Here is a 21,689-nt window from a genome sequence, read left to right as displayed (position 1 = left end):
GGACGTACAGCGTTGCGCTCGGCCTGCTGACCCACGGTCAAGCGCGGAGACCCCAGCGCCCGAGGCCGGCGGCCGCAGCCCGTCAGGACGCCGGGACCCCTGACGGGCGGAGCTCGCCGGAGCCGCGGGGGATCAGCTTGGTGGACACCAGCGACCTGCGGGCCTTGGACCGGTCGCCGTCCAGCCGCGACAGCACCAGCTCCGCCGCCGCGGCCCCCATCCCCGCCGGGTCCTGGGCCACGACCGTCAGCGGCGGATCGAGCACCTCGGCCAGCGGCAGGTCGTCGAACCCGACGAGCGCCACGTCCCTGCGCCGGGCCCGCGAGAGCGCCACCACCGCCCCCATGGAGGCGAGGTTGTTGGCCGCGAACAGCGCCGTCGGCGGATCCCCCACACCCAGCAGCCGCATCGTGGCGTGCGCCGCCGCCTCCTGGTCGTGCCCGCTCTCCACGAGCGACCGGTCGAACGGCAGGCCCGCCTCGTAGAGGGCGTCGCGGTAGCCCTGGAAGCGTTCGCGGCGGGTGTAGAGGGTGGCGGGCAGGTCGCCCACGAAGCCGATCCTGCGGTGGCCGTGGGCGATCAGGTGCGCGACGCCCGTCTTCGCCCCCTCCCTGTTGGCGCTGACCACGCTGTCGGCCGTCATGCCGACGGCCGGGCGGTCGAGGAAGACGATCGGCAGGCCCGCCACCCGCTCGGAGCGAAGGTGGCGGTGGTCGCTGGCGGCCGAGGGCACGACCATGAGCGCGCTCACCCTGCGGGCCAGGAACGTCGCGATCAGGGACTGCTCCAGCCCGGCCGTCTCGCTGGAGGAGCCGACGATGAGCGTGAGCCCGCGGGTGCGGATGGCGCTCTCGATGCCGCCCGCGACCGTCCCGAAGAACGGGTTGCCCATCTCCGGGATGACCAGGCCGATCGCGGCGTCCCGCGCGCCGACCCGCATGTTGCGGGCCATCAGGTTGGGCTGGTAGCCCAGCCGCGTGACCGCCGCCATGACCCGCTCGCGGGTGTCGACGGCCACCGGACCCTCGTCGTTGAGCACCCGCGAGACGGTCTTCGCCGTGACACCGACCTCACGCGCCACATCAGCCATCGTCGGACGCCGCATTTCGCCCATGCTAGTGTCCCCGAAATCCTCGTCAGGACAGGCCGATGGCCTCCGCCGCACCTTGGTCGGCCACCACCGCCTTGCCGTCGGAAACCTGCAGCGCGCCGGTCATGATGGCCACCACCTCGGCCATGCTGTGATCTCCTGGAGCGATCTCCGCGACCCTGCGGCCGAGCCGCTGCACGTGGATGCGGTCCGCGATCTCGAACACGTGCGGCATGTTATGGCTGATCAGCACCACCGGCGTGCCCCGGTCGCGGACCCGCTTGATCATGTCGAGCACCTGGCCGGACTCCTTGACGCCGAGCGCCGCCGTGGGCTCGTCCATGACCACGACGTGCGTGGCCCAGGCCACCGCCCTGGCCACCGCCACGCCCTGCCGCTGGCCGCCCGAGAGCGACTCGACCGGCTGGGTGAGCGAGCGCAGGCCGATCTTGAGCGCGGCCATGTGCCTGGCCGACTCCTCCCGCATGTGCTTCTTGTCCAGCATCCTGAAGACGCTGCCGAGCACGCCCGGCTTGCGGACCTCCCGGCCGAGGAACATGTTCGTCGCGATGTCGAGCGAGGCGGCGACCGCGAGGTCCTGGTAGACGGTCTCGATGCCGTGCTTGCGCGCGTCGAGCGGGTCGCGGAAGCGCACGGGGCGGCCGTCGAGCAGGATCTCTCCCGAGTCGGGCTGCACCGCGCCGGTCAGCGCCTTGATCAGGCTGGTCTTGCCCGCGCCGTTGTCGCCGATGACCGCGAGCACCTCGCCGGGCATCAGGTCGAAGTCGGCGCCGTCGAGCGCGGTCACGTGCCCGTACTTCTTGACGAGGCCGCGGGCCTGGAGCACGGGGGTCCGCGCCACGCCGGGCTGGGGCGCCGGGGTCTGCGGTTCTTCTGCCGTCATCGGTTCCTCCTGCGGGAGAGCTGGTCGACGGCGACGGCGAGGATCACCAGGATGCCCGTGATGAGCGTCTGGTAGATCGAGGGTACGCCCATGAGCTGCAGCCCGTTGCGGAACACCCCCACGATGAGCGCTCCGACGAGCGTCCCGATCACCAGGCCCCGGCCGCCGAACAGGCTGGTGCCGCCGAGCACGACGGCGGTGATGCTGTCCAGGTTGTCGGTCTGGCCGGCCTGCGGGTCGCCCACGCCGGTTCGCGAGACGAGCAGCAGGGCGGCGATGCCGTAGACGAAGCCGGCCAGCGTGTAGACGCCCACGGTGAGGCGGTTCGTCCTGATGCCGGTCAGCCGGGCCACCTCGGGGCTGTTGCCCAGCGCGTACACGTGCCGGCCCCACGCGGTGGACCCCAGCAGGTACGCGAACACCAGGAACAGCAGGATCGTCAGCAGCGAGCCGTAGGTGACGTTCGTCTGCCCGACCTGGAACGTCTCCCCGAGGAACGTCAGCAGCGCCGGCAGCTCCGTGATCGTCTGCTCGTCGGAGTAGATGTGGGTCAGCGCGAAGACCACGTTCAGCATGCCGAGCGTCACGATGAACGGCGGCAGCGAGATCCGCGTCACCAGCAACCCGTTGACCAGCCCGAACCCCGAGCAGACCGCGAGCCCGGCGACGAGCGCGAGCACCGGCGGCAGCCCCGAGTCCACGGCCAGCTTGGTCATCACGATGCCGCCGAAGGCCATGATGGCGCCGTTCGACAGGTCGATGCCGGCGGTCAGGATGATCAGGGTCTGCCCGATGGCCAGCGTGCCGACGACCATGACCTGCTGGATGATCAGGGAGAAGTTCGAGCCGGTGAAGAACTGGCCGGAGTTCAGCCCGAAGAACACGGCGGCCAGGACGAGCGCCGCCAGCGGGCCGGCGACGGGCGTGCTGATCAGGCGGCGCGGCAGCGTCGCTTCCATGACTGCCATGTCAGCCCCAGCAGTTGGCCAGGCCGAAGGCGGTGTCCTTGGCCTCGACGCCGGTCACGGACTTGTCGGAGATCAGGGTGACGCCGGTGTCGGTGTAGCCGGAGGCCTTCTGGCCGTTCTTGGCGAACGCCGCGACCGCCTTGACGCCGTCCTCGGCCATCTTGAGCGGGTACTGCTGGCTCGTGGCGGCGATCTGGCCCGACTGCACGGCCTTCGTGCCGGTGCAGCCGCCGTCCACGGAGACGATCAGCACGTCCTTGTCGCGGCCCTTGGCCTTCAAGGCGGTGTACGCGCCCAGGGCGGCCGGCTCGTTGATGGTGTAGACGACGTTGATGTCGGGGGCCTTCTGCAGGCAGTTCTCCATGGCGGTCTGGCCCTTGGCCTGGTCGCCCCTGGTGTCCTGGGAGCAGACGATGGACGGGTCTCCCTCCTGGATGCCGTACCCCTTCAGGAATCCGTCGTGCCTGAGCTGGCCGACCGTGATGCCGGGGGCCAGGTCCAGCGTGGCGATCTTGGCGGGCTTGCCGGCCATGGCGGCCTTGGCGTACTGGCCGATCAGCTCGCCGGCCTTGAGGTTGTCGGTGGCGAACAGCGCGTCGGTGGCGTCCTGCGGCTCGGTGGGGGTGTCGAGGGCGATGACGAGCACGCCGGCGTCGCGGGCCTTCTTGATCGCGGGGATGATGGCCTTGGTGTCGCTCGGGGTGATGAGGATGCCCTTCACGCCGGCGGCGACCATGTTCTCGATGGCCGTGATCTGGGCCGCGTTGTCGCCGTCGAACTTGCCGGCCGCGCTCATCAGCTCCATGCCGTTGGCCTGGGCCGACTTCTGCGCGCCTTCCTTCATCTTGACGAAGAACGGGTTGGTCTCGGTCTTGGTGATCAGGCCGACCTTGGGGGTGGACGCGCTCTGTCCACTGCCGCCGCTCCCTCCGCAGCCGGTGACGAGCAGCGCAGCGACGAGGAGGCCGGCCGAAAGCTTAACGTTCATGGGCGGTTCCTATCAGGGGGTATTCGATGTCATCGTTGACATATGTCATCGTTGACATCGGCTGTGCTGCGATGATGGACTCCGATTCCAGAAACGTCAATGCCCCCGTGTCGTAACAAATCGGCAACGTGCCGGAAAGGCAGGCCCGATGATCGCTGTTCTGGGCGAATGCGTCGCGGACAGCTTCACCGCTCGGCCCCCGTCCCCGAGCGGCCCGGACTCATCGCCCGGCGGGCCGGCCGAGCTGGCGCTGCGGGTGCTGCCCGGGGGCGGGCCGGCGAACACGGCGGTGGCACTGGCCCGGCTCGGTACGCCTGCCCGCTTCCTCGGCCGCCTGTCCGGCGACGCGTTCGGCGAGCTGTTCCGCGCGCACCTGGCCGCCTCGGGCGTGGACCTGTCGGCGGCCGTCGCGGCCGAGGAGCCGAGCACGCTGGCCGTCGCCTCTCTGGACGCGCACGGCCACGCCGCCTACACCTTCTACGCCGGCGGCACCGCGGACTGGCAGTGGACACCGTACGAGCTGGGGTTGCCGCGCCTCGGCCAGGCCGACTGCCTGCACACCGGCTCGCTGGCGCTGGTCAGGGACCCGGGCAGGACGGCGGTGGAGGAGTTCGTACGGACCGCCGCCGCGCACGCCACGATCTCGATCGACCCGAACGTCCGGCCCACCCTCGCCGCCAGGGACGACTACCAGGTGGCCCGGTGGTGCGAGTCGGCCGACATTCTCAAGCTCAGCGACGACGACCTCGAATACCTCCTGCCGGGTGTCCCTGTGGAACGTGCCTGCGACACCTGGCACGCCGCCGGCGCCCGCCTCGTGGTGGTCACCAGGGGGGCGGCGGGCGCGCTGCTCTCGCTGGACGGCGCGCGGGCCACCGTGCCGGCGCCGCGGGTGCGGGTCGTGGACACGGTGGGGGCGGGCGACTCCTTCACCGCCGGCCTGCTGCACGACCTCGGGGCGAAGGGCCTGCTGGGCGGCCGGCTCGACGGGCTCGACCTGGCCACGGCGGTGCAGGCGGCGGAGTTCGCGGCCCGCGTGTCGGCCATGACCTGCTCCGTCGCGGGCGCGAACCCCCCGTGGGCCGCACAACTCGCCGAGCCCGCCCCGGGCCGCTGACGCGCCCCGCGCCAGCCCTCCGAGCGGCCCCGCACCGGCCCACGGACGGGTCCCGCGCCAGGGTGCTCGCCAGTCCCGCCTGGGCCGCGGACGGGTCCCGCGCCCGGCCGCGCTACAGGTCGTCGAGCAGGTGTCCGGCGACCAGTTCCTCCGGGATCGCGAGCCCGTGCGCGCGCATGGCCGGGGCCAGCTCCGGATCCCACGGGGCGTCCGTCACCCGCCCGGGCGGCAATCGGCTGGGCGGACGGTCGCCGAGCGCGCTCAGGTAGTCGGCGGCGGACATCCGCCACGGCTCGGCCCCGGTCTTCGCCATCGTGTACGCGGCGATCCGCAGCCCCTCCCCGTCGAAGTCCCCGTGATAGCGCAGCCGGGTCCCCGGCAGCGAGCGCAACAGGCGGACCACGGCGCTGTTGGGCCACCCCGAGGTGCAGACCATGGGCGGGCAGCCCGCGCCGAACCGCTGCTGCGCCAGGGCGAGCACGGTCGGGTTCTCCACCACCCAGACGTCCCGCTCCCGGACCGTCAACGGCTCCGTGAGCTGGGCGAGGGTGATCACGCTGGCCCGGCCGTCCCAGATCCGCAGCACCCTGGCCAGCGCGGAGTCGCCCTCCGGCCGCAGCCCCGCGACGAGCACCGTGGTGGACAGGGCGTCGCAGGCCACGCCCGCCCGCTCCCACAGCGCCCGCCGCGCCTGCGCCCCCTCCGGGGCGGGCACGTCGTAGAGCACCGACAGCGCCTTCAGGACCAGTGACGACAGCCGCGTGCCCTCGTCGAGCGCGTGCGGGTCGCCGGTGACGTCGGCCGCCACCGCCGCCAGCGGCCGACCGGCCGCGGGCAGCGCCGCGAGCACGGCGAGCGCCTGTTCGAGCAGATCGCGACCGGCACGTACGGCGGACAGCGCCAGCAGCGCGGGCTCGGCGGCGACCACCGGATGCGCGGCGAACCAGTCGAGCAGCGCCGCCCGCTCGGCCTGCCGGTCAGCGCGCCTGCGCCGGCGGTCGTCGAGCGGGCCGGCGATCGCCTCGGTGACCGTGCGGACGTCGAGCCCGCCGAGCACCCCTTCGAGCCTGGCCACGTCGATGGTGATCGTGGAGCCGGGGTAGCGGTCGAGGCCGAGCAGGTCGGCGACGGCGGCCTGCTGCTCGGTCTCCAGCCCCGCCACCCGCACCCGGCTGACCTGGTGACCGGAGGACAGGCGCTCGTGCAGGGCCTGCCACACCGGCCGCAGCCCGGCCGCCCGCAACCGCTCGGGAACGGTCATTCCGTCGCCACCGTCCGGTAGCCGTTCCAGACGAACCGGGCCGTCGTCACCGCGTCGTCCCCGTCACCGGTGATGAGCTGGTGGATCGCGATGCCGTCCAGCTCGCGGTATTCGCACCACTCGTGGTCGGAGGTGAGCACGAGGTCCAGCCCCAGGTTCACCAGCAGGTCAAACACCTGCCCCCGGTTCGTCTTGTCCACCCCCACGAACACCTCGTCCAGCAGGATGAACCGCGGGCACCCCGGATCGGTCTGGTAGTGCGCGGCCACGGCGGCGAACAACGGCAGGTGCAGCGCGATCGCCTTCTCCCCGCCGGACAGGGCCCCGTGCAGCTTCCTGGTGAGGTCCTGCCAGCCCTGCCCGTCGCCCCGGTCCAGCTTGACCATGAACCGGTGCCAGGCGGTGTAGTCGAGCACCTTCATGAGCTGGTCCTCCCAGCTCGCCGAGGAGTTGTCGGCCCGCGCCTCCTCCACCCGGTCCCTGAAGAAGACGTAGAGGGCCTCCTTGTCGGCCTCGTCCAGCCCGGCCGGGTCGCGCAGCAGCAGGTCGCGGGCCGCCCGCGTGCCCGCGGACTGGGTCGGGTCGACCTGCCACACCAGCCGCACCGCCACCCTGGAGGCGGTGCGGACGCGTTCGAGCCGCTGGTTCATGCCCTCCACCAGCGCGCTCGCCTGCCTGATCCGGTCGGCGAGGTGCCGCCGTGTGTCCCCGGCCAGCGTCCGGTCGAACAGGTCCCGTTCCGCCTCCGTGATGTCGGAGCGCCGGTCGTCGCGCTCTTTGCGCAGCGCCTTGCTGAGCGCGGCGGCGCCCGCGCGCACGCCGCTGACGGTGGCGGTGAGCATCTGCACGTCGTCGTCGGGGGCGAGCTCCAGATCGGCCCGGTCGGCGAGGATCTCCCTGGCGTGGTGGAAGGCGTCCTGCAGGCGCGCCTCCGCCTCCCTGACGTTCTTCTGCTCGTACGGCACCGCCGCGAGCTGCTCGGCCACGGCCCTGGCCGACTCCAGCACGGCCCGCACGCCCGCCTCGGCGGCCAGCTCGATCGTCACCTTCGCGTCGACCGGCAGGTGCCCGGCCGCCAGGCGGCGGAACCGTTCGGACACCGCGTCCCGCGCCAGCCCCGCCTCGGCGCGCTTCTCCTCCGCGGTGCCGAGCTCTCCCCTGAGCTGGCCGAGCCGGGCGTTGAGCTGGGCGAGGCCGTCGTTGACCGACTTGATGAGGCGGCGGCAGGCCTGGTAGGCGACCTGGGTCTCCTGGAGTTGTTCGAGGACGCGCAGGTGCTCGACGCCGACCGTGGACTCGACGGCGGCCAGCTTCTCCGCCAGCACGACGGCGGCGCCGGCGGCCTCCTCGGCGCGTTCGACGGCCTCGACCGCGAGGTCCTGGTATTCGCGGGCGGTCTCGGCGGCGTGCCCGGCGCGCTCCCTGGCGGCGCGGGCGTCGGCGCGGCGGTCGTGCCAGGTGGTGCCGGTCGCCTCGGCGGTGCGCAGGGCCTCCTCCAGGTTGTCCAGCGCGGGCAGCGCGGTCGGCAGTGCGTGGCCGGCCGACAGCTCGGTGAGCCGCCGCAGCGACCTGCCGACGTCCTTCTCGCGCTCGTGCAGGCGCTGCTCGTGCACGCGTAGCTGGTCCTCGAGCAGCGCGACCTTCTTCACCGCGCTGTCGAGCGCCTGGACCGCGTCGGCGTACGGCCTCCTGTCGGGCCTGCGCCGCAGCTCGGCGGCCAGCATCTCGCCGGAGGCGGCGAGGTTGGCGAGCAGGTGGTCGCACTCGGCGAGCCGGCCGGCGAGCTCGCCGAGCAGGTCGTCGAGCTCGGCGATGCGGCGGCGCCTGGCGCGTTCGCGGGCGGTGGCGCCGATGTAGGACGGCTCGGGCTTGACCCAGCGGCCCGCCGCGGGCCCGAGCCGCCAGGTGCCGTCGGCGCCGATGACGGCCGGGTGGTCGACGCCCATCGCGGTGGGCGCGAACGCGATGCCGCCGAGCACGGTGTCGGCGCTCACCGGGGAGTCCGACTCCGTCAGCAGCACATGCGCCAGGCTGTAGCCGGGCGCGGGCGCGGCCAGGGCGGCCACGGCGAAGGCGTCGTGCTCGCCGGGGTCGAAGCCGCCGTCGGTACGCAGCCACAGGTCGAGCAGGCCCGACGCCTCCAGTGCGGCCTCCACGCCCGCCTGGGCGACGGGGTCGAGGCCGGACCTGAACGCGACGGCCCGCCACAGCGGCGCTCCCGGCCGGCCCAGCCTGGCGTCGGCGCTGCGGGTGTGCGGTGCGGGCGGTTCGAGCACGGTCTGCTCGTCGAGACGCGCGCGCTCCCGGACCAGCTCGGCGCGCTCGGCGTGCATCGCCTCGCGCAGCCCGCCCAGGTGCTGCTCCCTGGCGGCCAGCTGGACCGCCGCGTTCGTACGGGCGGTGCCGACCAGCTCGTCGGCCTCCTCGAACCGGTCCGCGAGGCCCGCCAGCTCCTCCGGCGCGAGCTTGAGCTGGACGCAGCCCGCCGCCCACTCCCCCAGGGCGGTGGCCAGGTCGGCGGCCCGCTCGTCGCGCAGGCGTTCTGCCCGGTCGTGGGTGCTCTGGGCGGTGGCGAGGTCGTCGCGGGCGCGGTCGCGGTCGTGCTCGGCGGCGGTGCGGCGGTTGATCGCCTCGCCGTGCGCCGCGGCGGCGGCCCTGACCTCCCTGATCTGGGCGGCCCGGCTGGTGACGGCGGCCCGCAGCAGCTCCCTGGCCCGCCGCACGCTCTCCTCCCCGTCGGCGGCCCGCTCCCCCTCCCCCACCTCCGCGCCGGACCCGGCGCGCGCGCTCTCCTCACGGGCCGGTCCGGCGGATCCGCGCTCCTCACGGGCGGACACGGCGGATCCGCTCGCGTCGCGGACCGAGCCGGCGCGTTCGCTTTCCTCGTGGACGCCGAGGAGGCCGGCGCGTTCGGCGGCCTGGCGGGCTTCGGTCCTGGCACGGTCGGCGAGGCTCTCGGCCGTGCGGGCGCCGGCGGCGGCCAGCGCGGACTGCTCCTGCTTGGCGGTGGACGACCGGGCCGCCACCCCCGCCTGGTCACGCAGCCGGGCCGCCAGCTCGTGCGCGGTCTGCGCGTCCATGCGGAGCCGGTGCAGGTCACCGCCCGCCTTGTAGGCCTCGCTCTCCTTCAGCCCGTCGATCTGGGCGGCCAGCGCCAGCTCCTGCGCCTCCTCCTCGCCCAGCCGCGCGGTGGCGGACGCGAGCTCGTGCTCGGCCTCCTTGAGCGCGTCCCGCTTGGCCTTGGCCTCGGCGGCCGTCGAGTCGAGGGCGTACCCGGCCGACGTGACCGCGGCGGCGGCCGCGCGCAGGACCCGCTGGGCGTAGCCCCGCTGCCGGCCGGCCAGCCGATCGGCCTCCTCCACGTCGCGGTCGAGCAGGCGCAGCTCCTCGCGCTGCCGGTCGAGCCGCTCGAACCCTTCGGCGATCTCGTGGATCTCGCCTTCGCCGAGCGGCGGCAGGGCGCTCGACAGCAGGTCGGACAGCAGCCCGGGGTCGAGGCGTTCGGACAGCTTGGGGGTGCGCAACTGGCGCAGCGCGGTGAGGAGCGAGTCGTAACGCTGCTCGTTGAGCGCCCGGTAGAGCGTCTGGCGCACGACGGTCCGGTAGGTCTCGGCGGATTCGTGCACTTTGCCGGTGGTGCCGAGCTCGTCGGCGAGCTGCGCCTTGGTGAGCGGCTGGCCGCCGTCGCCGGTGAGCCGGACGCCGCCCGGGGTGCTGTCAGAGGCGCCGGTTTCGACGCGGGCGTCGGTCGTGAAGTAGGCGGCGGTGACGTTCTTGGTGTGGACCGTGGCCTGCAGGCGGGCGCCGCAGGTGAACCAGCGGCCGTCGGCGTGCCGGAACTCCAGCCACACGTAGCCGACCCGGGTGGTGCCGGTGGCGCCGTCGCCCATCAGGTTCCAGTGCATGGTGCGCTCGGTGCCGCCGAACGTGGACAGCCTGCTGGGCTTGAGGCTGGCGTCGAGCACGTACGGGAGCAGCAGCTCAAGGACCTTGGACTTGCCGCTGCCGTTGGGACCGCGCAGCAGCAGCCGGCCCCGGTGGAACTCGAACACCTCGTCGTAGTAGCGCCACACGTTGAGGATCCCAGCGCGTACGGGGGTCCAGCGCGGGTCCACTCCGTGCGCCGCGCGCGCCGGGGTGAGCTCGGTGACGGTCATGAATCCTCCTGGGCTTCCGTACCGCGTTCGACTCTGTAGCGGGCCGCCGCGGGGCGGGCGGCGATCCGGTCACCCGTACGGCGGGCCAGCCCGAACAGGGTGAGCACCTCCAGCGCGTCGGCGGCCAGCCGCGGCCCGCCGCCGTCGGACTGGTAGGCCTTCGCCCACTGCGGGAAGCGGCGCAGCAGGCCGGCCGCCTCGGTGTCGAGCCGGGCGGCGCTCACGGGGCCGGCCGAGACGAGCAGGTCGAGCATGAGCAGGGCGGCCACCTTGGCGTGGCTGCTGTCGTCGGGGAACTTGGTGTCCGTGGCGGTGGCCTCGGTGTCGATGAGCAGGAAACCCTCCGCGCGCTCTTCGAGGACGAATCCGGCCTCTTCGGCGGCGCGCCGGATGATCTGGCGGCCGGTGAGCGAGGCCGCGTAGGCCGACTGGGCCGGGGTCAGCTCGTCGCGGTAGACGACGGGCTCGTCGAGCAGGCGGCGGATCAGCGAATGCCTGGCCCACAGGTTGCGCTGGGTCTCGGTCGGCTCGCCGCCGCCGTAACGCGCCTCAGTGGTGAGCGCGGTGGTGAGCGCGGCGAGCCGTCCGGCAGGATCCCCGCCGTCAGAGCCGTTTCGAGGGGCCAGGTCTCCGTCAGGGGCCAGGTCTCCGCCGGGGGCCAGGTCTCCGCCGGGGGCCAGGTCTCCGCCGGGGGCCGGGTCGGGATCTTCCTCAGAGGCGGCGACGCGCGACGGCGGCACCGGTGCGGCGAGGAGCCTGATGACGCGGGTGGTGTCCACCCGGTAGAGCACCTTGGCGTCCTCGTCGGCGAGGTAGGAGTCGGTCGCCCCGTCCATCGCCGTGACCGCGCCGTAGTGCTCCAGCAGCTTGAGCACGTCCACGAACGCGGCCCGTTCGTCCGCCTTGACCGGGTCGAACCCGGGGACCTCCGCCTCCACCGCCGCCGCCTGGGCGACCCGCTGGGCCAGCATCCCGATCGTGGTGACCGGCGAGGTGAGCAGCTCGGCCGCGCACAGGCACAGCAGTGTGTAGCGGCGGCGGTCGAACGGGGCCCTGGTCGTGCGGCGGCGCCGGGCGGGCCGGGTGGCGCTCGCCGCGGACCTGACCTTGACCAGCCGGGCGTACCCCTGGCGCGGCTCGACGACCAGCCGCCAGCCGCAGAAGTAGTCGAACCACTGCGTCAGCGGCTGCCGCCGCTTCCTGATCAGGTCGAAGGCCGCGGGGTCGTCGTGCAGGGACACGAGCGGCCGGCCGAGCAGGGTCCTGATCGCGCGCGCGATCTCCTCCTTCTCCGCCCTGACGAGCTGGTTGGCCAGACTGCTCATGCGCCCGCCGCCCGCCCGCGCGCCTCGTCCCGGCCCGCCGTCCGTTCGCGCGTCTCGTCCCATACCGACGCCCGTTCACGCGTCTCATCCCAGACCGACGCCCGTTCACGCGTCTCATCCCAGACCGACGCCCGTTCACGCGTCTCGTCCCGGACCGGCGCCCGGTCGCGGGCGACGCCGAGTGAGCGCACGTCGATCAGGTAGTCGGGCCCCCTGAACCACCCCTCGGACGTACGCAGGACCGCCACCGCCCCGTCGTCGGGCGCCCGCAGCACGATCTCCACCCGCCCGTCGGAGGTGACGGCGCGGCGGAACCCGGTCGAGTCGCGCCGCTCGGCCAGCGCCCGCCCGAGCAGGTCCAGCAGCCGCCCGAACGTCTCATGATCGAGCTCCCCGAGCTGCGACAGCCGCATCGCGCCCGTGGTCGCCAGCGCCGCCCAGGCGGCCTCCAGCTCGGCCCGCTCCTTCTCGGCCCGCGCCCTGCGCTCGGCCCGCAGCGCCACCACGTCGCGGACCCGCCCCGTGCGCCCCATCCGCTCGGTGCGCCCGCGCGAGCGCAGCAGCGCCGACACCGCGACGGGCTCGGCCTCCTGCCAGGGCACCCCGGCCGGGATGAGCTCGGCGTCGGCGTGCCCGAGATGCGCGTGCCTGGCCGGCCCGAGCCCGAACGCCGCGTCCCACAGCCGGTGCGCGTCGTCCTCGCCGGGCGCGGTGGCGAACCAGCGGGCCAGCGTACGGAAGTCGGCGGCGGCGCTGGAGGAGCGGCGGCGCGAGTCGGTGATCCGGTCGAGCACCTGCAGCAGCGACACGATCGCCCGCCGCGCCACGTCGTGCAGCTGGCGCACCCGCGGCACGCCGCCGTCGCCGGGCGCGAACCACAGCCGCAGCCCCTCCCACCTGGCCGCCCTGGCCGCCAGCCACGGGGTCCGGTGATCGGCGCCGGGCACCTTCGGCAGGTCGGCGCCGTCGAGCGCCCGCGCGTGCAGCACGCTGACCCCGTGTCCGGCCACGCCGCGCAGCGCGGCCGCGATGACGTCGCCGCGCTGCTCCAGGTTCGTCACGAACTCCTGCAAGTAGGCCACCGTGGCCGACTTGACCTCGTGGAACGTGGTCAGATCCGTCCCTTCGACCCGGAGCAGGCGCTGCAGCTCGCCGTTGAACTGCTTGGTGTTGTTGCGCAGCCCGTCGAGGTGCCCCTCCAGCTCCTGGAGGCTGGTGAAGATGCGCCGGTTACGGCCGGGGTCGGGGTCGCTCAGCAGCGACTCCAGCTCGCCCAGCCGGTCGGCGATCGCGTCGAGCACGGCGGTCTGCAGGGCCCCGGCGGAGGCCAGCATCGCCATCGCGTGCTGCACCCCGGCGAAGGCCGCCTCGCCCCGCTTGGTCAGCGAATATTGCAGGTTTTTCCGCTCGTACTCCTCGGCGGTGGCGAAGCTCCCGGCGTGATTGAAGATCACGTCGAGCAGCCCCCAGCCGACGAGCTGCTTGAGCGTGCCGGCCAGCTCCTGCTCGGCGACCGGCGCGAACCACCCCACGGCCCGCAGCCGCTCGTGCACCTCGTCGACCGTCAGCGCCGTCTCCAGCCGCTCGTTGGCCTCGCCGAAGGCGTACAGGACCGCCGTGTGCAGATCTGCCCGCTCTGTGGTGGTGAACCGGAACATCTCCGGCGGCACCCGTGGCAGCTCCGCCATCGCCCCGCTCCCCCCTCGACGTACCTTTACCGCCTGCCGCAACCGTAGCGGGAGACCCCGTCCTCCCGGCCGCTGTTTGCGAGCAGATCACGAGGGTACGGCGGCAGCATTGGAACGGGGGCTGAGATGGCGGAGTTCGAGGCGACGCGTGGGATGCCCGCAGTCAGCATGCTGGTGTTCGGTGTCGCGTCCGACGTGGACCTGATGGACCGGTGGCTGCCGCGGGGCTTGTCGGTGAGCGGCGGCGGCTCCGGGATCATCGAGGCGGACGGCGACCTGGTGCCCGGCGCGGGCCGGCACGAGGGCCTGTTCCGCGTGTCCGCGGAGCAGCTCAGGGTGGAGTGGGGCGGCCGCGACCACCCCGGCTACGCCGGCTGGCTCCAGGTCTCGGACGCGATGGGCGGGACGAGCGAGGTCACGGTCCACATCTCCCTGCTGGACGAGCCCGACTCCAGCGAGCGCGCGGCCGAGGTGCGCGAGCTGCTCGACCGGGCGCTCGACCAGCTCGCCGACGAGGTCACCCGCTACGTCTCCGGCGCCGACTGACGCCGGACCGGACGCCGCGCCGAGGCCCGCAGGGGCACTTGCAAGGGATCTATGCCAGTGCTCTTAAAGAGCCTCGCAAGGTTTTTCCTTCAACTTTTGATTATGCGACGTCTGTTCACCATCATTGCGCCCGTTATCGCAAGCCTCATCGCCGTAGCGGGTCTGGCCGGTACGGCGCGGGCCGCGGCGCCCGGCGCGCTCGACGGCTTCTACGGTCAGCGCCTGGCCTGGTCCGGGTGCGGCAGCGGATATGAATGCGCGAAATTACGGGTTCCACTGGATTATTCGCGCCCCGGCGGCAAACAGATCAAGATCAGTTTGATCCGTCTCAAGGCGACCGGTGAGAAGACCGGCTCGATCGTGCTGAACTTCGGCGGACCCGGCATGTCCGGCGTGGACGCGTTGAAGGCGAACAAGGCGATCGTGTCCGCGTCCGTGCGGCAGCGGTTCGACGTGGTCAGCTTCGACCCGCGCGGCGTGGGCGGCTCCTCCCCCGTGCGGTGCCTGGGCACGCTCGGCCTGGACGCCCTGTTCGCCACCGACCCGACGCCCGATGACCGCGCCGAGGTCAAGGCGTCCAAGCAGTGGTCCAAGGCGTTCGCGAAGGCGTGCGCGGCCAACGCGGGCAAGCAGTTGCTCGCGCATGTCGGCACCGGTGAGACCGCGCGCGACATGGACGTGCTGCGGGCCGCGCTGGGCGAGGCGCGGCTGACGTACCTGGGCTGGTCGTACGGCACCTACCTCGGCGCCAGGTACGCGGACCTGTTCCCCAGGAGGATCCGCGCCATGGTGCTCGACGGCGCGGAGAACCCGAGCCAGACGGGCCCCGAGTTCGCCCGCTCCCAGCAGCTCGGTTTCAAGGTGGCGATGGAGTCGTTCCTGCGCGACTGCTTCGCGACCAAGGGGTGCCCGTTCAGGAAGCACAGCGTGAGCGCGGCGCTGCGCAAGCTGGACGCGCTGTACCGGCGGGCCGACCGGGCGCCGCTGCGCAACGTCTATGACGGCCGGCAGGTCAGCGAGGCCATCGTGCGCACCGGCGTGATGAGCGCGCTCTACTCCACCGCCTCCTGGCCGTACCTGCGCAAGGCGCTGTCGGCCGCGTACAAGGGCGACGGCACGTACCTGCTGGGCCTGGCCGACTCCTACAACGGCAGGCGGCCCGACGGGACGTACGCCAACCAGTACGAGGCGCTGGCGGCCATCAACTGCCTGGACCATCCGGAGTCGCGGTGCCCGTACTGGCCGGTCAAGGGCACCCGGTTCACCAGGAAGGTGCGGGCCGAGGGCTCGCCGCCGATCGTGGTGGTGGGCACGACCCGCGACCCCGCCACCCCGTACAAGCTGGCGAAGGACCTGGCGGCGCAGCTGTCGAAGGGCGTGCTGCTGACCAACGACGCCGACGGCCACACCGCGTACCGGGGCGGCTCGTCGTGCCTGGAGCGGCAGATCGACCGCTACCTGATCACGGCCAGGGCGCCGCGGCCCGGCGCCTGCGCCCGGGTCTGACCGGCCGCGCGCCTCACCAGTCCCACACGCCGGTGTGGGGCTGGTGACGTTCGGGTCAACCCCGGCCGTGCCTGCGTGGCGGTGGTGGCGGTGCGGGAGAGATTGGGCGGACGTAGCCGGAAATTCCCGCCCGAGGAGCTCATGGAGTCGCTGCTGATCCTGCACGCGGTGGCGGCGGCCTGCGCTCCCTGGCTGGCCGCGCGGCTGGGTCGCGGCTCCTTCTTCCTGCTGGCCGTCGCGCCGGCGGCCGCGTTCGCGTACACGGTCTGGCTGGCCGTGCGCGGTCTGCCCGTGCGGGAGAGCACCGCGTGGGCCCCCGTGATGGGGATGGAGCTGTCCTTCCGTGCCGACGCCCTCTCCGTGCTGATGATGTCGCTGGTCACCGGCGTGGGCGTGCTCGTGCTGGTCTACAGCGCCCGGTACTTCCCCGCGGGCGACGACGGGCTCGGGCGCTACGGCGGCGCGATGACGGCCTTCGCCGGGTCGATGCTGGGGCTGGTGGCCGCCGACGACCTGCTCCTGCTGTACGTGTTCTGGGAGCTGACCACCGTCTTCTCCTACCTGCTGATCGGGTACGACCCGGAGAGCCGGATGAGCAGGCAGGCGGCCATGAAGGCGCTGTCGGTCACCACGTTCGGCGGGCTGGCCATGCTGGCGGGGTTCGTGCTGATCGGGCAGGCGGCGGGCACGTACCAGATCTCCGCGATCGTCGCGAACCCACCGGAGATCAGCCCGATTGCGCTGGTGCTGGTGCTGGCCGGGGCGCTGGCGAAGTCGGCGATCTTCCCGTTCAGCATGTGGCTGCCCGCCGCGATGGCCGCGCCCACCCCGGTGTCGGCGTACCTGCACGCGGCGGCCATGGTGAAGGCGGGCGTGTACCTGCTGGCCAGGCTGGGCCCGGCCGCCGGGGACGCGACGCTCTGGCGGGCGGTCGCGGTGCCGCTCGGGCTGCTGACGATGCTGCTGGGCGGCTGGCGGGCGCTGCGGGAGACGGATCTGAAGCGGCTGCTCGCCTACGGGACGGTCAGCCAGCTCGGGTTCCTGGTGGTGCTGTTCGGGTCGGGGAACGAGGGCGCGGCGCTGGCCGGGACGGCCATGCTGCTGGCGCACGCGCTGTTCAAGGCGGCGCTGTTCCTGGTGGTGGGGATCGTCGATCACGCGGCGGGCACCCGCGAGCTGGGCCGGCTCAGCGGGGTGGGCCAGTCGAGGCCGTGGGTGTGCGCGGCGGCGGTGCTGGCGGGCGCGTCGATGGCGGGGGTGCCGCCGCTGGCGGGGTTCGTCGGCAAGGAGGCCGCGCTGGAGTCGCTGCTGGGCGCGCCGGTCGTGCTGGCTGGGGTGGTCCTGGGGTCGGCACTGACGGCCGCGTACACGCTGCGGTTCCTGTGGGGGGCGTTCGCCGGCAAGCCGGGGGTGCCGGCGAACGAGGTGCACCGGGTGCCGGCGGCCATGTTCGCGCCCGCGGCGCTGCTGTCCGTGCTCGGGCTGCTGCTGGCGCCGCTGGCCCCCTGGTACGGCGGCGCGATGTCCGCCTTCGCGGGGACCTTCCGCGACCCCGGCCACGAGACGCACCTGGTGCTGTGGAGCGGATTCTCCCTGCCGCTGCTGCTGTCGGCGGCGGCGCTGGCGGGGGGCGTGCTGCTGTTCCTGGCCAGGGAGCCGGTCGCCAGGGCCGGAGCCGCCGCGCACGTGCTCGACTCCGGCCAGGTCTTCTGGTCGATCGTGCGGCGGCTCGACCGCTTCGCCATCCAGCTCACCGGTTTCATCCAGCGCGGCTCGGTGCCCGACTACCTCATGCTCACGCTGCTGGTCACCGTGGGCGTCGGCGTGTTCTCGATCGCGTACGGTGGCCCGCCCCGCCTGACCGCGCCCGTCGTGCCCTGGGAACGGCCCGAGCAGCCCATCGTCACCGTCCTGATCGCGGCGGCGGCCGTGCTGGCGCTGTTCGCCCGCGCCTACATCCTGGTCGCCCTCGTCATCGGGCTCACCGGGTACGGCACGGCGCTGCTGTTCCTCGCCCACGGCTCGCCCGACCTGGCGCTGACCCAGTTCCTGGCCGAGACGCTGAGCCTGGTGATCTTCGCGCTGGTGCTGCGGCGGCTGCCGATCGACCCGGGCAGGGGGCGGCTGCCGTTCCCCTTCCGGGTCGGGCTCGGGCTGGCCGTGGGCGTGGTGGCCACGGGCGCGGGCATGCTCGCGATGAGCGCGCGCCGCACCGAGCCGATCGGCGCGGGCATGGCGGCGGCGGCCGAGGAGGCGGGCGCCCGCAACATCGTCAGCGCGATCATCCTCGACATCCGCGCCTGGGACACCATGGGCGAGAGCACCGTGCTCGTCGTGCTGACGCTGGGCGTGACGAGCCTGGTGTTCCTGCGGCGCAGGTCGTACCGGATCGAGCCGAGCGAGCACCCGCACGCCGAGCGCACGCACTGGCTGGCCGCGACGCTGCCGCGCGGGCAGCGGGCGCTGGCGTTCGAGGTGGCGGCCAGGCTGACGTTCCACACGGTGCTGGTGCTGTCGGTGTTCCTGCTGTTCATCGGGCACAGCGGGGTCGGCGGCGGGTTCGCGGGCGGCATCGTGGCCGGGCTGGCGATCACCGTGCGGTACCTGGCCGGCGGCAGGAACGAGCTGGCCGTCGCCGTGCCGGTGCACGCGGGCGTGCTGATGGGGGCCGGGCTGACCTTGTCGGCGGGCACGGCGCTGCTCGGGCTGCTGTTCGGCCGCGCGGCGCTGGACATGCTGGCCACGGACGTGCATGTGCCGCTGGTGGGGCACCTGCACGTGTCCACGGGCCTGCTGTTCGACGTCGGCGTGTACGTCTCCGTCATCGGCATGGTGCAGGACGTGCTGCGCGGCCTGGGCGCCGAGCTGGACCGGCAGATCGACGCGGACCAGATCGCCACGGAGGCGAGCGCGTGAGCCTGCCCCTGCTGCCGTTCCTGGCCTGCTGCGTGATGATCACCGCAGGGGTGACGCTGCTGCTCGAACGCAGCCTGGTACGGGTGCTCGCCGGCGTGATCGTGCTGGGCAACGGGGTGAACCTGCTGATCGTCACCTCCGGCGGCAACGCGGGCGGGCCGCCCTTCACCGGGACCACCGGGACGGCCGACCCGCTCCCGCAGGCCATGGTGCTCACCGCCATCGTCATCACCCTGGGGGTGACGGCGTTCCTGCTGGCCCTGGTGCACCGCTCGTGGCAGCTCACCGGCACCGACGAGGTCCAGGACGACACCGAGGACCGGCGCGTGCGGCTGCGCTCCCGGCGCGGCGAGCTGAGCGACTCCGTGCGCGCCAGGCGGCACGCCTACCGGGAGCTGGTCGCCCGGCAGCGGGCCGAGCTGGCGAACCTGGAGGCCGAGCAGGCCGAGCGGGAGCGCCTGGAGGAGGCCGACCTGGAGCAGCGCATCTCCCGGGTGCACGCGGAGCTCGGCCGGTGGATGCGCGAAGGCCGGCAGGGAGGGCTGTCGGAGGAGGAGCTGCAGCGGCGCTTCGAGGACGTCGGGCACCGGCAGGAGGCCGCGGCGGAGGACAACCTCGAACGCATCGAGGAGCTGCGCGAGGAGCACGCGCGCGGGCGGGAGAAGCAGGCGGCCGGGGAGAAGGCGCTGCGCAGGAAGCTCAAGGCGCGGCAGCGGGAGGCACGCAGGCAGATGCGGGCCGCCATCAGGGACGAGCGCGAGCGGCAGGCGCTCGCGCAGGATCCGGAGCTGGAGGGCGACGAGTGACGCCCGGCGCCCGGATGGGGAGGCGGTGAGCGATGCCGCCCCTGGAGAGTCTCGTCTGCCTGCCCGTGCTGCTGCCGTTGCTGGCCACCGGCGTGAAGCTGGCGATCGGCGGGCGGCTGCGCCGGCTGCAGTCGGTCATCAGCCTCGTCACCCTGGCCATCTCGCTGGTCGTGTCGGTGGTGCTGATGATCGCGGCCGACACGCACGGCCCGCTGGTCACGGAGCTGGGCGGGTGGCCCTCGCCGATCGGCATCAGCCTGGTCGCCGACCGGCTGTCCACGCTGGTGCTGGTGATCTCGTCGGCCGTGACGTTCTGCGTGATGCTGTACTCGGTCGCCAACTCCTACGACGAGCAGGAGCACGACGCTCCCATGGCGATCTTCCATCCGGCCTTCCTGGTGATGGTGGCCGGCGTGGCGGACGCGTTCCTGTCGGGCGACCTGTTCAACCTGTTCGTGGCGTTCGAGCTGCTGCTGAGCGGCTCGTACGTGCTCCTCACGTTCGGCGGCACCGAGTCCAGGATCCGGGCCGGGGCCACGTACACGCTGATGGCCCTGGCCTCCTCGATGCTGTTCCTGATCGCGCTGGCCATCACGTACGCGGCCACCGGGACCCTGTCGCTCGCGCACCTCGCCGAGCGGTTCGCCACGCTGCCCGAGCAGGTCAAGCTGCTGGTGGAGCTGACGCTGCTGCTGGCGTTCGCGATCAAGGCGGCGATCTTCCCCATGTCGGCGTGGCTGCCCGACTCCTACCCCACCGCGCCCGCCCCGGCCACCGCCGTGTTCGCCGGCCTGCTCACCAAGGTCGGCGTGTACGCGATCATCAGGCTGGAGGCGCTGCTGTTCCCCGGCGGGCCGGTCTCGACGCTGCTGATGTGGCTGGCGCTGGCCACCATGCTGGCCGGGGTGCTGGGCGCGGTCGCGCAGACCGACATGAAGCGGATGCTCTCCTTCACGCTGGTCAGCCACATCGGCTACATGGTGTTCGGCGTGGCCCTGTCCACGGTGGCGGGGCTGGCCGGGGCGATCTTCTACGTGGTGCACCACATCACCGTGCAGACGAGCCTGTTCCTGGTGACCGGGATGGTGGAGCGGCGTACCGGCACCACCTCGATCACCCGGCTCGGCGGCCTGATGAAGGCGACACCGCTGATCGCTGTGCTGTTCTTCGTGCCCGCCATGAACCTGTCGGGCATCCCGCCGATGTCGGGTTTCCTCGGCAAGCTGATGCTGGTGCAGGCGGGCCTGGCCGCGGGCGGCCCGCTCCCCGTCACGCTGGTGGCCGCCGGCCTGGTCACCAGCCTGCTCACCCTGTACGCCGTGGCGAAGACCTGGGGGAAGGCGTTCTGGCGCGAGACGCGGGCGGACCGGGTGGGCACGGTCGTGGAGAGCGAGGAGTACACCGGCGAGGACCCGACGGTGACCACGACCTCGCTGCCGGTCGCCCTGCCCGTCGCGGTCACGGCGCTGGTGGTGCTCGCGCTGTCGTTCACGGTGCTGGCCGGGCCGCTGTCGGGGCTGGCGCAGCGGGCGGCGGGCGAGCTGATGGCCCGCGAGCCCTACATCTCGGCCGTCCTGGGGAGGGACCGATGAGCTTCGGGGAGCGGACGGGCGGGCGGCTGGCGCCGCGGTTGCTCGGCAGGCCGGTGCCGCTGCCGCTGGTCGCCTGGCTGGCGCTGGTGTGGGTGACGCTGTGGGGCGACCTGACGATCGGGAACGTGCTGGGCGGGCTGGTGGCCGGGCTCGTGGTGGCGTGGTCGCTGCCGCTGCCCGTCCTCGACCCGGGCATCAGGATCAGGCCGGTGGCGCTCGTGCGGTTCCTGCTCTGGTTCGGCTGGGACCTGGTGCTCTCGACCGTGCGGGTCGTGGTCTGGGTGGTGCGGCCCGGCGTGCCGCCGACGCAGATCATCCGCGTACGGCTGCGCACGTCGTCGGAGTCCATGACCGTGATGATCATGATCGCGCTGTCGACGGTGCCGGGGAGTCTCGTGGTGGAGAAGGACGAGGAGGAGCTGGTGCTGCACATACTCGGGATTCCCGGGGACGCCACCGAGGCCGTGCGGGCGGACGTGGCGGGGCTGGAGTCGCGCATCGTGGCGGCGTTCGGGCCCCGCCGGGACCGGGAGGAGCTGCCGTGAACGTGGTGTATCTGGTGACGCTCGGGCTGCTGGCGTGCGGGGCGGCGGCGGCGCTCTACCGGGTGGGGCGCGGGCCGTCGATGCTGGACCGGGCGGTGGCGCTCGACGTGCTGACCTCGCTGTCGATGTGCGGGGTGGGGGCGTTCGCCGTGGTCATGGACGACTACTCCGACCTGCCGATCCTGCTGGTGCTGTCACTGCTGGGGTTCGTCGGGTCGGTGTCGCTGGCCAGGTTCTTCTCCGGGAGCTCGCGGTGAGCCTGGTTTTTTGTCCTGGGAGG

Annotated in this window: 16 protein-coding genes; 8 read left to right on the top strand and 8 right to left on the bottom strand. The window is 73.0% G+C overall.

The window, feature by feature from the left end; genetic code table 11:
* Window positions 1-82: 82 nt before the first annotated feature.
* From ABEA43_RS62595 to ABEA43_RS62580, 4 genes are read right to left on the bottom strand one after another with little or no spacing between them, the layout of a single operon-like run.
* Window positions 83-1,105 (bottom strand): LacI family DNA-binding transcriptional regulator, encoded by a 1,023-nt coding sequence (locus tag ABEA43_RS62595; protein WP_345578647.1) that lies wholly within the window; start codon window positions 1,103-1,105, stop codon window positions 83-85.
* Window positions 1,106-1,136: 31 nt separating this feature from the next.
* Window positions 1,137-1,994 carry an ATP-binding cassette domain-containing protein gene (locus ABEA43_RS62590; RefSeq protein ID WP_345578644.1) on the bottom strand — a complete coding sequence of 286 codons (858 nt, stop codon included), beginning with the start codon at window positions 1,992-1,994 and terminating at the stop codon, window positions 1,137-1,139.
* On the bottom strand, window positions 1,991-2,953 hold the full coding sequence (locus tag ABEA43_RS62585) for an ABC transporter permease (RefSeq protein ID WP_345578641.1): 963 nt from the start codon (window positions 2,951-2,953) through the stop codon (window positions 1,991-1,993). The genes ABEA43_RS62590 and ABEA43_RS62585 overlap by 4 nt, the downstream gene beginning before the upstream one ends.
* Before the next feature lie 10 nt (window positions 2,954-2,963).
* Entirely contained in the window at window positions 2,964-3,950 is a 987-nt protein-coding gene (locus ABEA43_RS62580) for a sugar ABC transporter substrate-binding protein (protein WP_345578638.1), read from the bottom strand.
* Window positions 3,951-4,098: 148 nt separating this feature from the next.
* Here ABEA43_RS62580 and ABEA43_RS62575 point away from each other — a divergent pair, with 148 nt between their 5' ends.
* Window positions 4,099-5,067 (top strand): carbohydrate kinase family protein, encoded by a 969-nt coding sequence (locus ABEA43_RS62575; protein ID WP_345578635.1) that lies wholly within the window; start codon window positions 4,099-4,101, stop codon window positions 5,065-5,067.
* Between the two features lie 112 nt (window positions 5,068-5,179).
* On the opposite strand, the gene ABEA43_RS62570 is transcribed toward ABEA43_RS62575, so the two are convergent.
* Genes ABEA43_RS62570 through ABEA43_RS62555 form a run of 4 tightly spaced genes read right to left on the bottom strand, consistent with a single transcriptional unit; the run spans window position 5,180 to window position 13,498 of the window.
* The gene (locus ABEA43_RS62570; RefSeq protein WP_345578632.1) at window positions 5,180-6,328 is read right to left on the bottom strand and encodes a TIGR02679 family protein; all 1,149 of its coding nucleotides are present in this window, start codon (window positions 6,326-6,328) and stop codon (window positions 5,180-5,182) included.
* Complete coding sequence (locus tag ABEA43_RS62565) at window positions 6,325-10,485, bottom strand: TIGR02680 family protein (protein WP_345578629.1); 4,161 nt, start codon at window positions 10,483-10,485, stop codon at window positions 6,325-6,327. Before ABEA43_RS62565 ends, ABEA43_RS62570 begins: the two co-directional genes overlap by 4 nt.
* Window positions 10,482-11,810 carry a TIGR02678 family protein gene (locus ABEA43_RS62560; RefSeq protein ID WP_345578626.1) on the bottom strand — a complete coding sequence of 443 codons (1,329 nt, stop codon included), beginning with the start codon at window positions 11,808-11,810 and terminating at the stop codon, window positions 10,482-10,484. Before ABEA43_RS62560 ends, ABEA43_RS62565 begins: the two co-directional genes overlap by 4 nt.
* Window positions 11,807-13,498: a TIGR02677 family protein gene (locus tag ABEA43_RS62555; RefSeq protein ID WP_345578623.1), complete on the bottom strand. Its 1,692-nt coding sequence runs from the start codon at window positions 13,496-13,498 to the stop codon at window positions 11,807-11,809. The genes ABEA43_RS62560 and ABEA43_RS62555 overlap by 4 nt, the downstream gene beginning before the upstream one ends.
* A 126-nt stretch (window positions 13,499-13,624) precedes the next feature.
* Here ABEA43_RS62555 and ABEA43_RS62550 point away from each other — a divergent pair, with 126 nt between their 5' ends.
* The 7 genes from ABEA43_RS62550 (at window position 13,625) to ABEA43_RS62520 (ending at window position 21,666) form a co-directional block, all read left to right on the top strand.
* Window positions 13,625-14,044: a hypothetical protein gene (locus tag ABEA43_RS62550; RefSeq protein WP_345578620.1), complete on the top strand. Its 420-nt coding sequence runs from the start codon at window positions 13,625-13,627 to the stop codon at window positions 14,042-14,044.
* Window positions 14,045-14,146: 102 nt separating this feature from the next.
* Window positions 14,147-15,550, top strand: a complete 1,404-nt coding sequence (locus ABEA43_RS62545) for an alpha/beta hydrolase (protein WP_345578617.1) — start codon at window positions 14,147-14,149, stop codon at window positions 15,548-15,550.
* A 90-nt stretch (window positions 15,551-15,640) separates the two neighbouring features.
* Window positions 15,641-18,466, top strand: coding sequence for a Na+/H+ antiporter subunit A (locus ABEA43_RS62540; RefSeq protein WP_345578614.1), 2,826 nt, complete (start codon window positions 15,641-15,643; stop codon window positions 18,464-18,466).
* Complete coding sequence (locus tag ABEA43_RS62535; protein ID WP_345578611.1) at window positions 18,463-19,272, top strand: Na(+)/H(+) antiporter subunit C; 810 nt, start codon at window positions 18,463-18,465, stop codon at window positions 19,270-19,272. Before ABEA43_RS62540 ends, ABEA43_RS62535 begins: the two co-directional genes overlap by 4 nt.
* A 32-nt stretch (window positions 19,273-19,304) precedes the next feature.
* Entirely contained in the window at window positions 19,305-20,864 is a 1,560-nt protein-coding gene (locus ABEA43_RS62530) for a Na+/H+ antiporter subunit D (protein ID WP_345578608.1), read from the top strand.
* Entirely contained in the window at window positions 20,861-21,409 is a 549-nt protein-coding gene (locus ABEA43_RS62525; protein ID WP_345578605.1) for a Na+/H+ antiporter subunit E, read from the top strand. Before ABEA43_RS62530 ends, ABEA43_RS62525 begins: the two co-directional genes overlap by 4 nt.
* Window positions 21,406-21,666 carry an MrpF/PhaF family protein gene (locus tag ABEA43_RS62520; protein WP_345578602.1) on the top strand — a complete coding sequence of 87 codons (261 nt, stop codon included), beginning with the start codon at window positions 21,406-21,408 and terminating at the stop codon, window positions 21,664-21,666. Before ABEA43_RS62525 ends, ABEA43_RS62520 begins: the two co-directional genes overlap by 4 nt.
* The last annotated feature ends 23 nt before the right edge of the window (window positions 21,667-21,689 follow it).

Origin of the sequence: Nonomuraea rosea (assembly GCF_039539705.1) — a bacterium.
In the GTDB taxonomy this organism is placed as follows: Bacteria; Actinomycetota; Actinomycetes; order Streptosporangiales; family Streptosporangiaceae; genus Nonomuraea; species Nonomuraea rosea.
The sequence above is the reverse complement of the archived record's forward strand: the minus strand, read 5'-3'. Positions and strand labels throughout refer to the sequence as shown.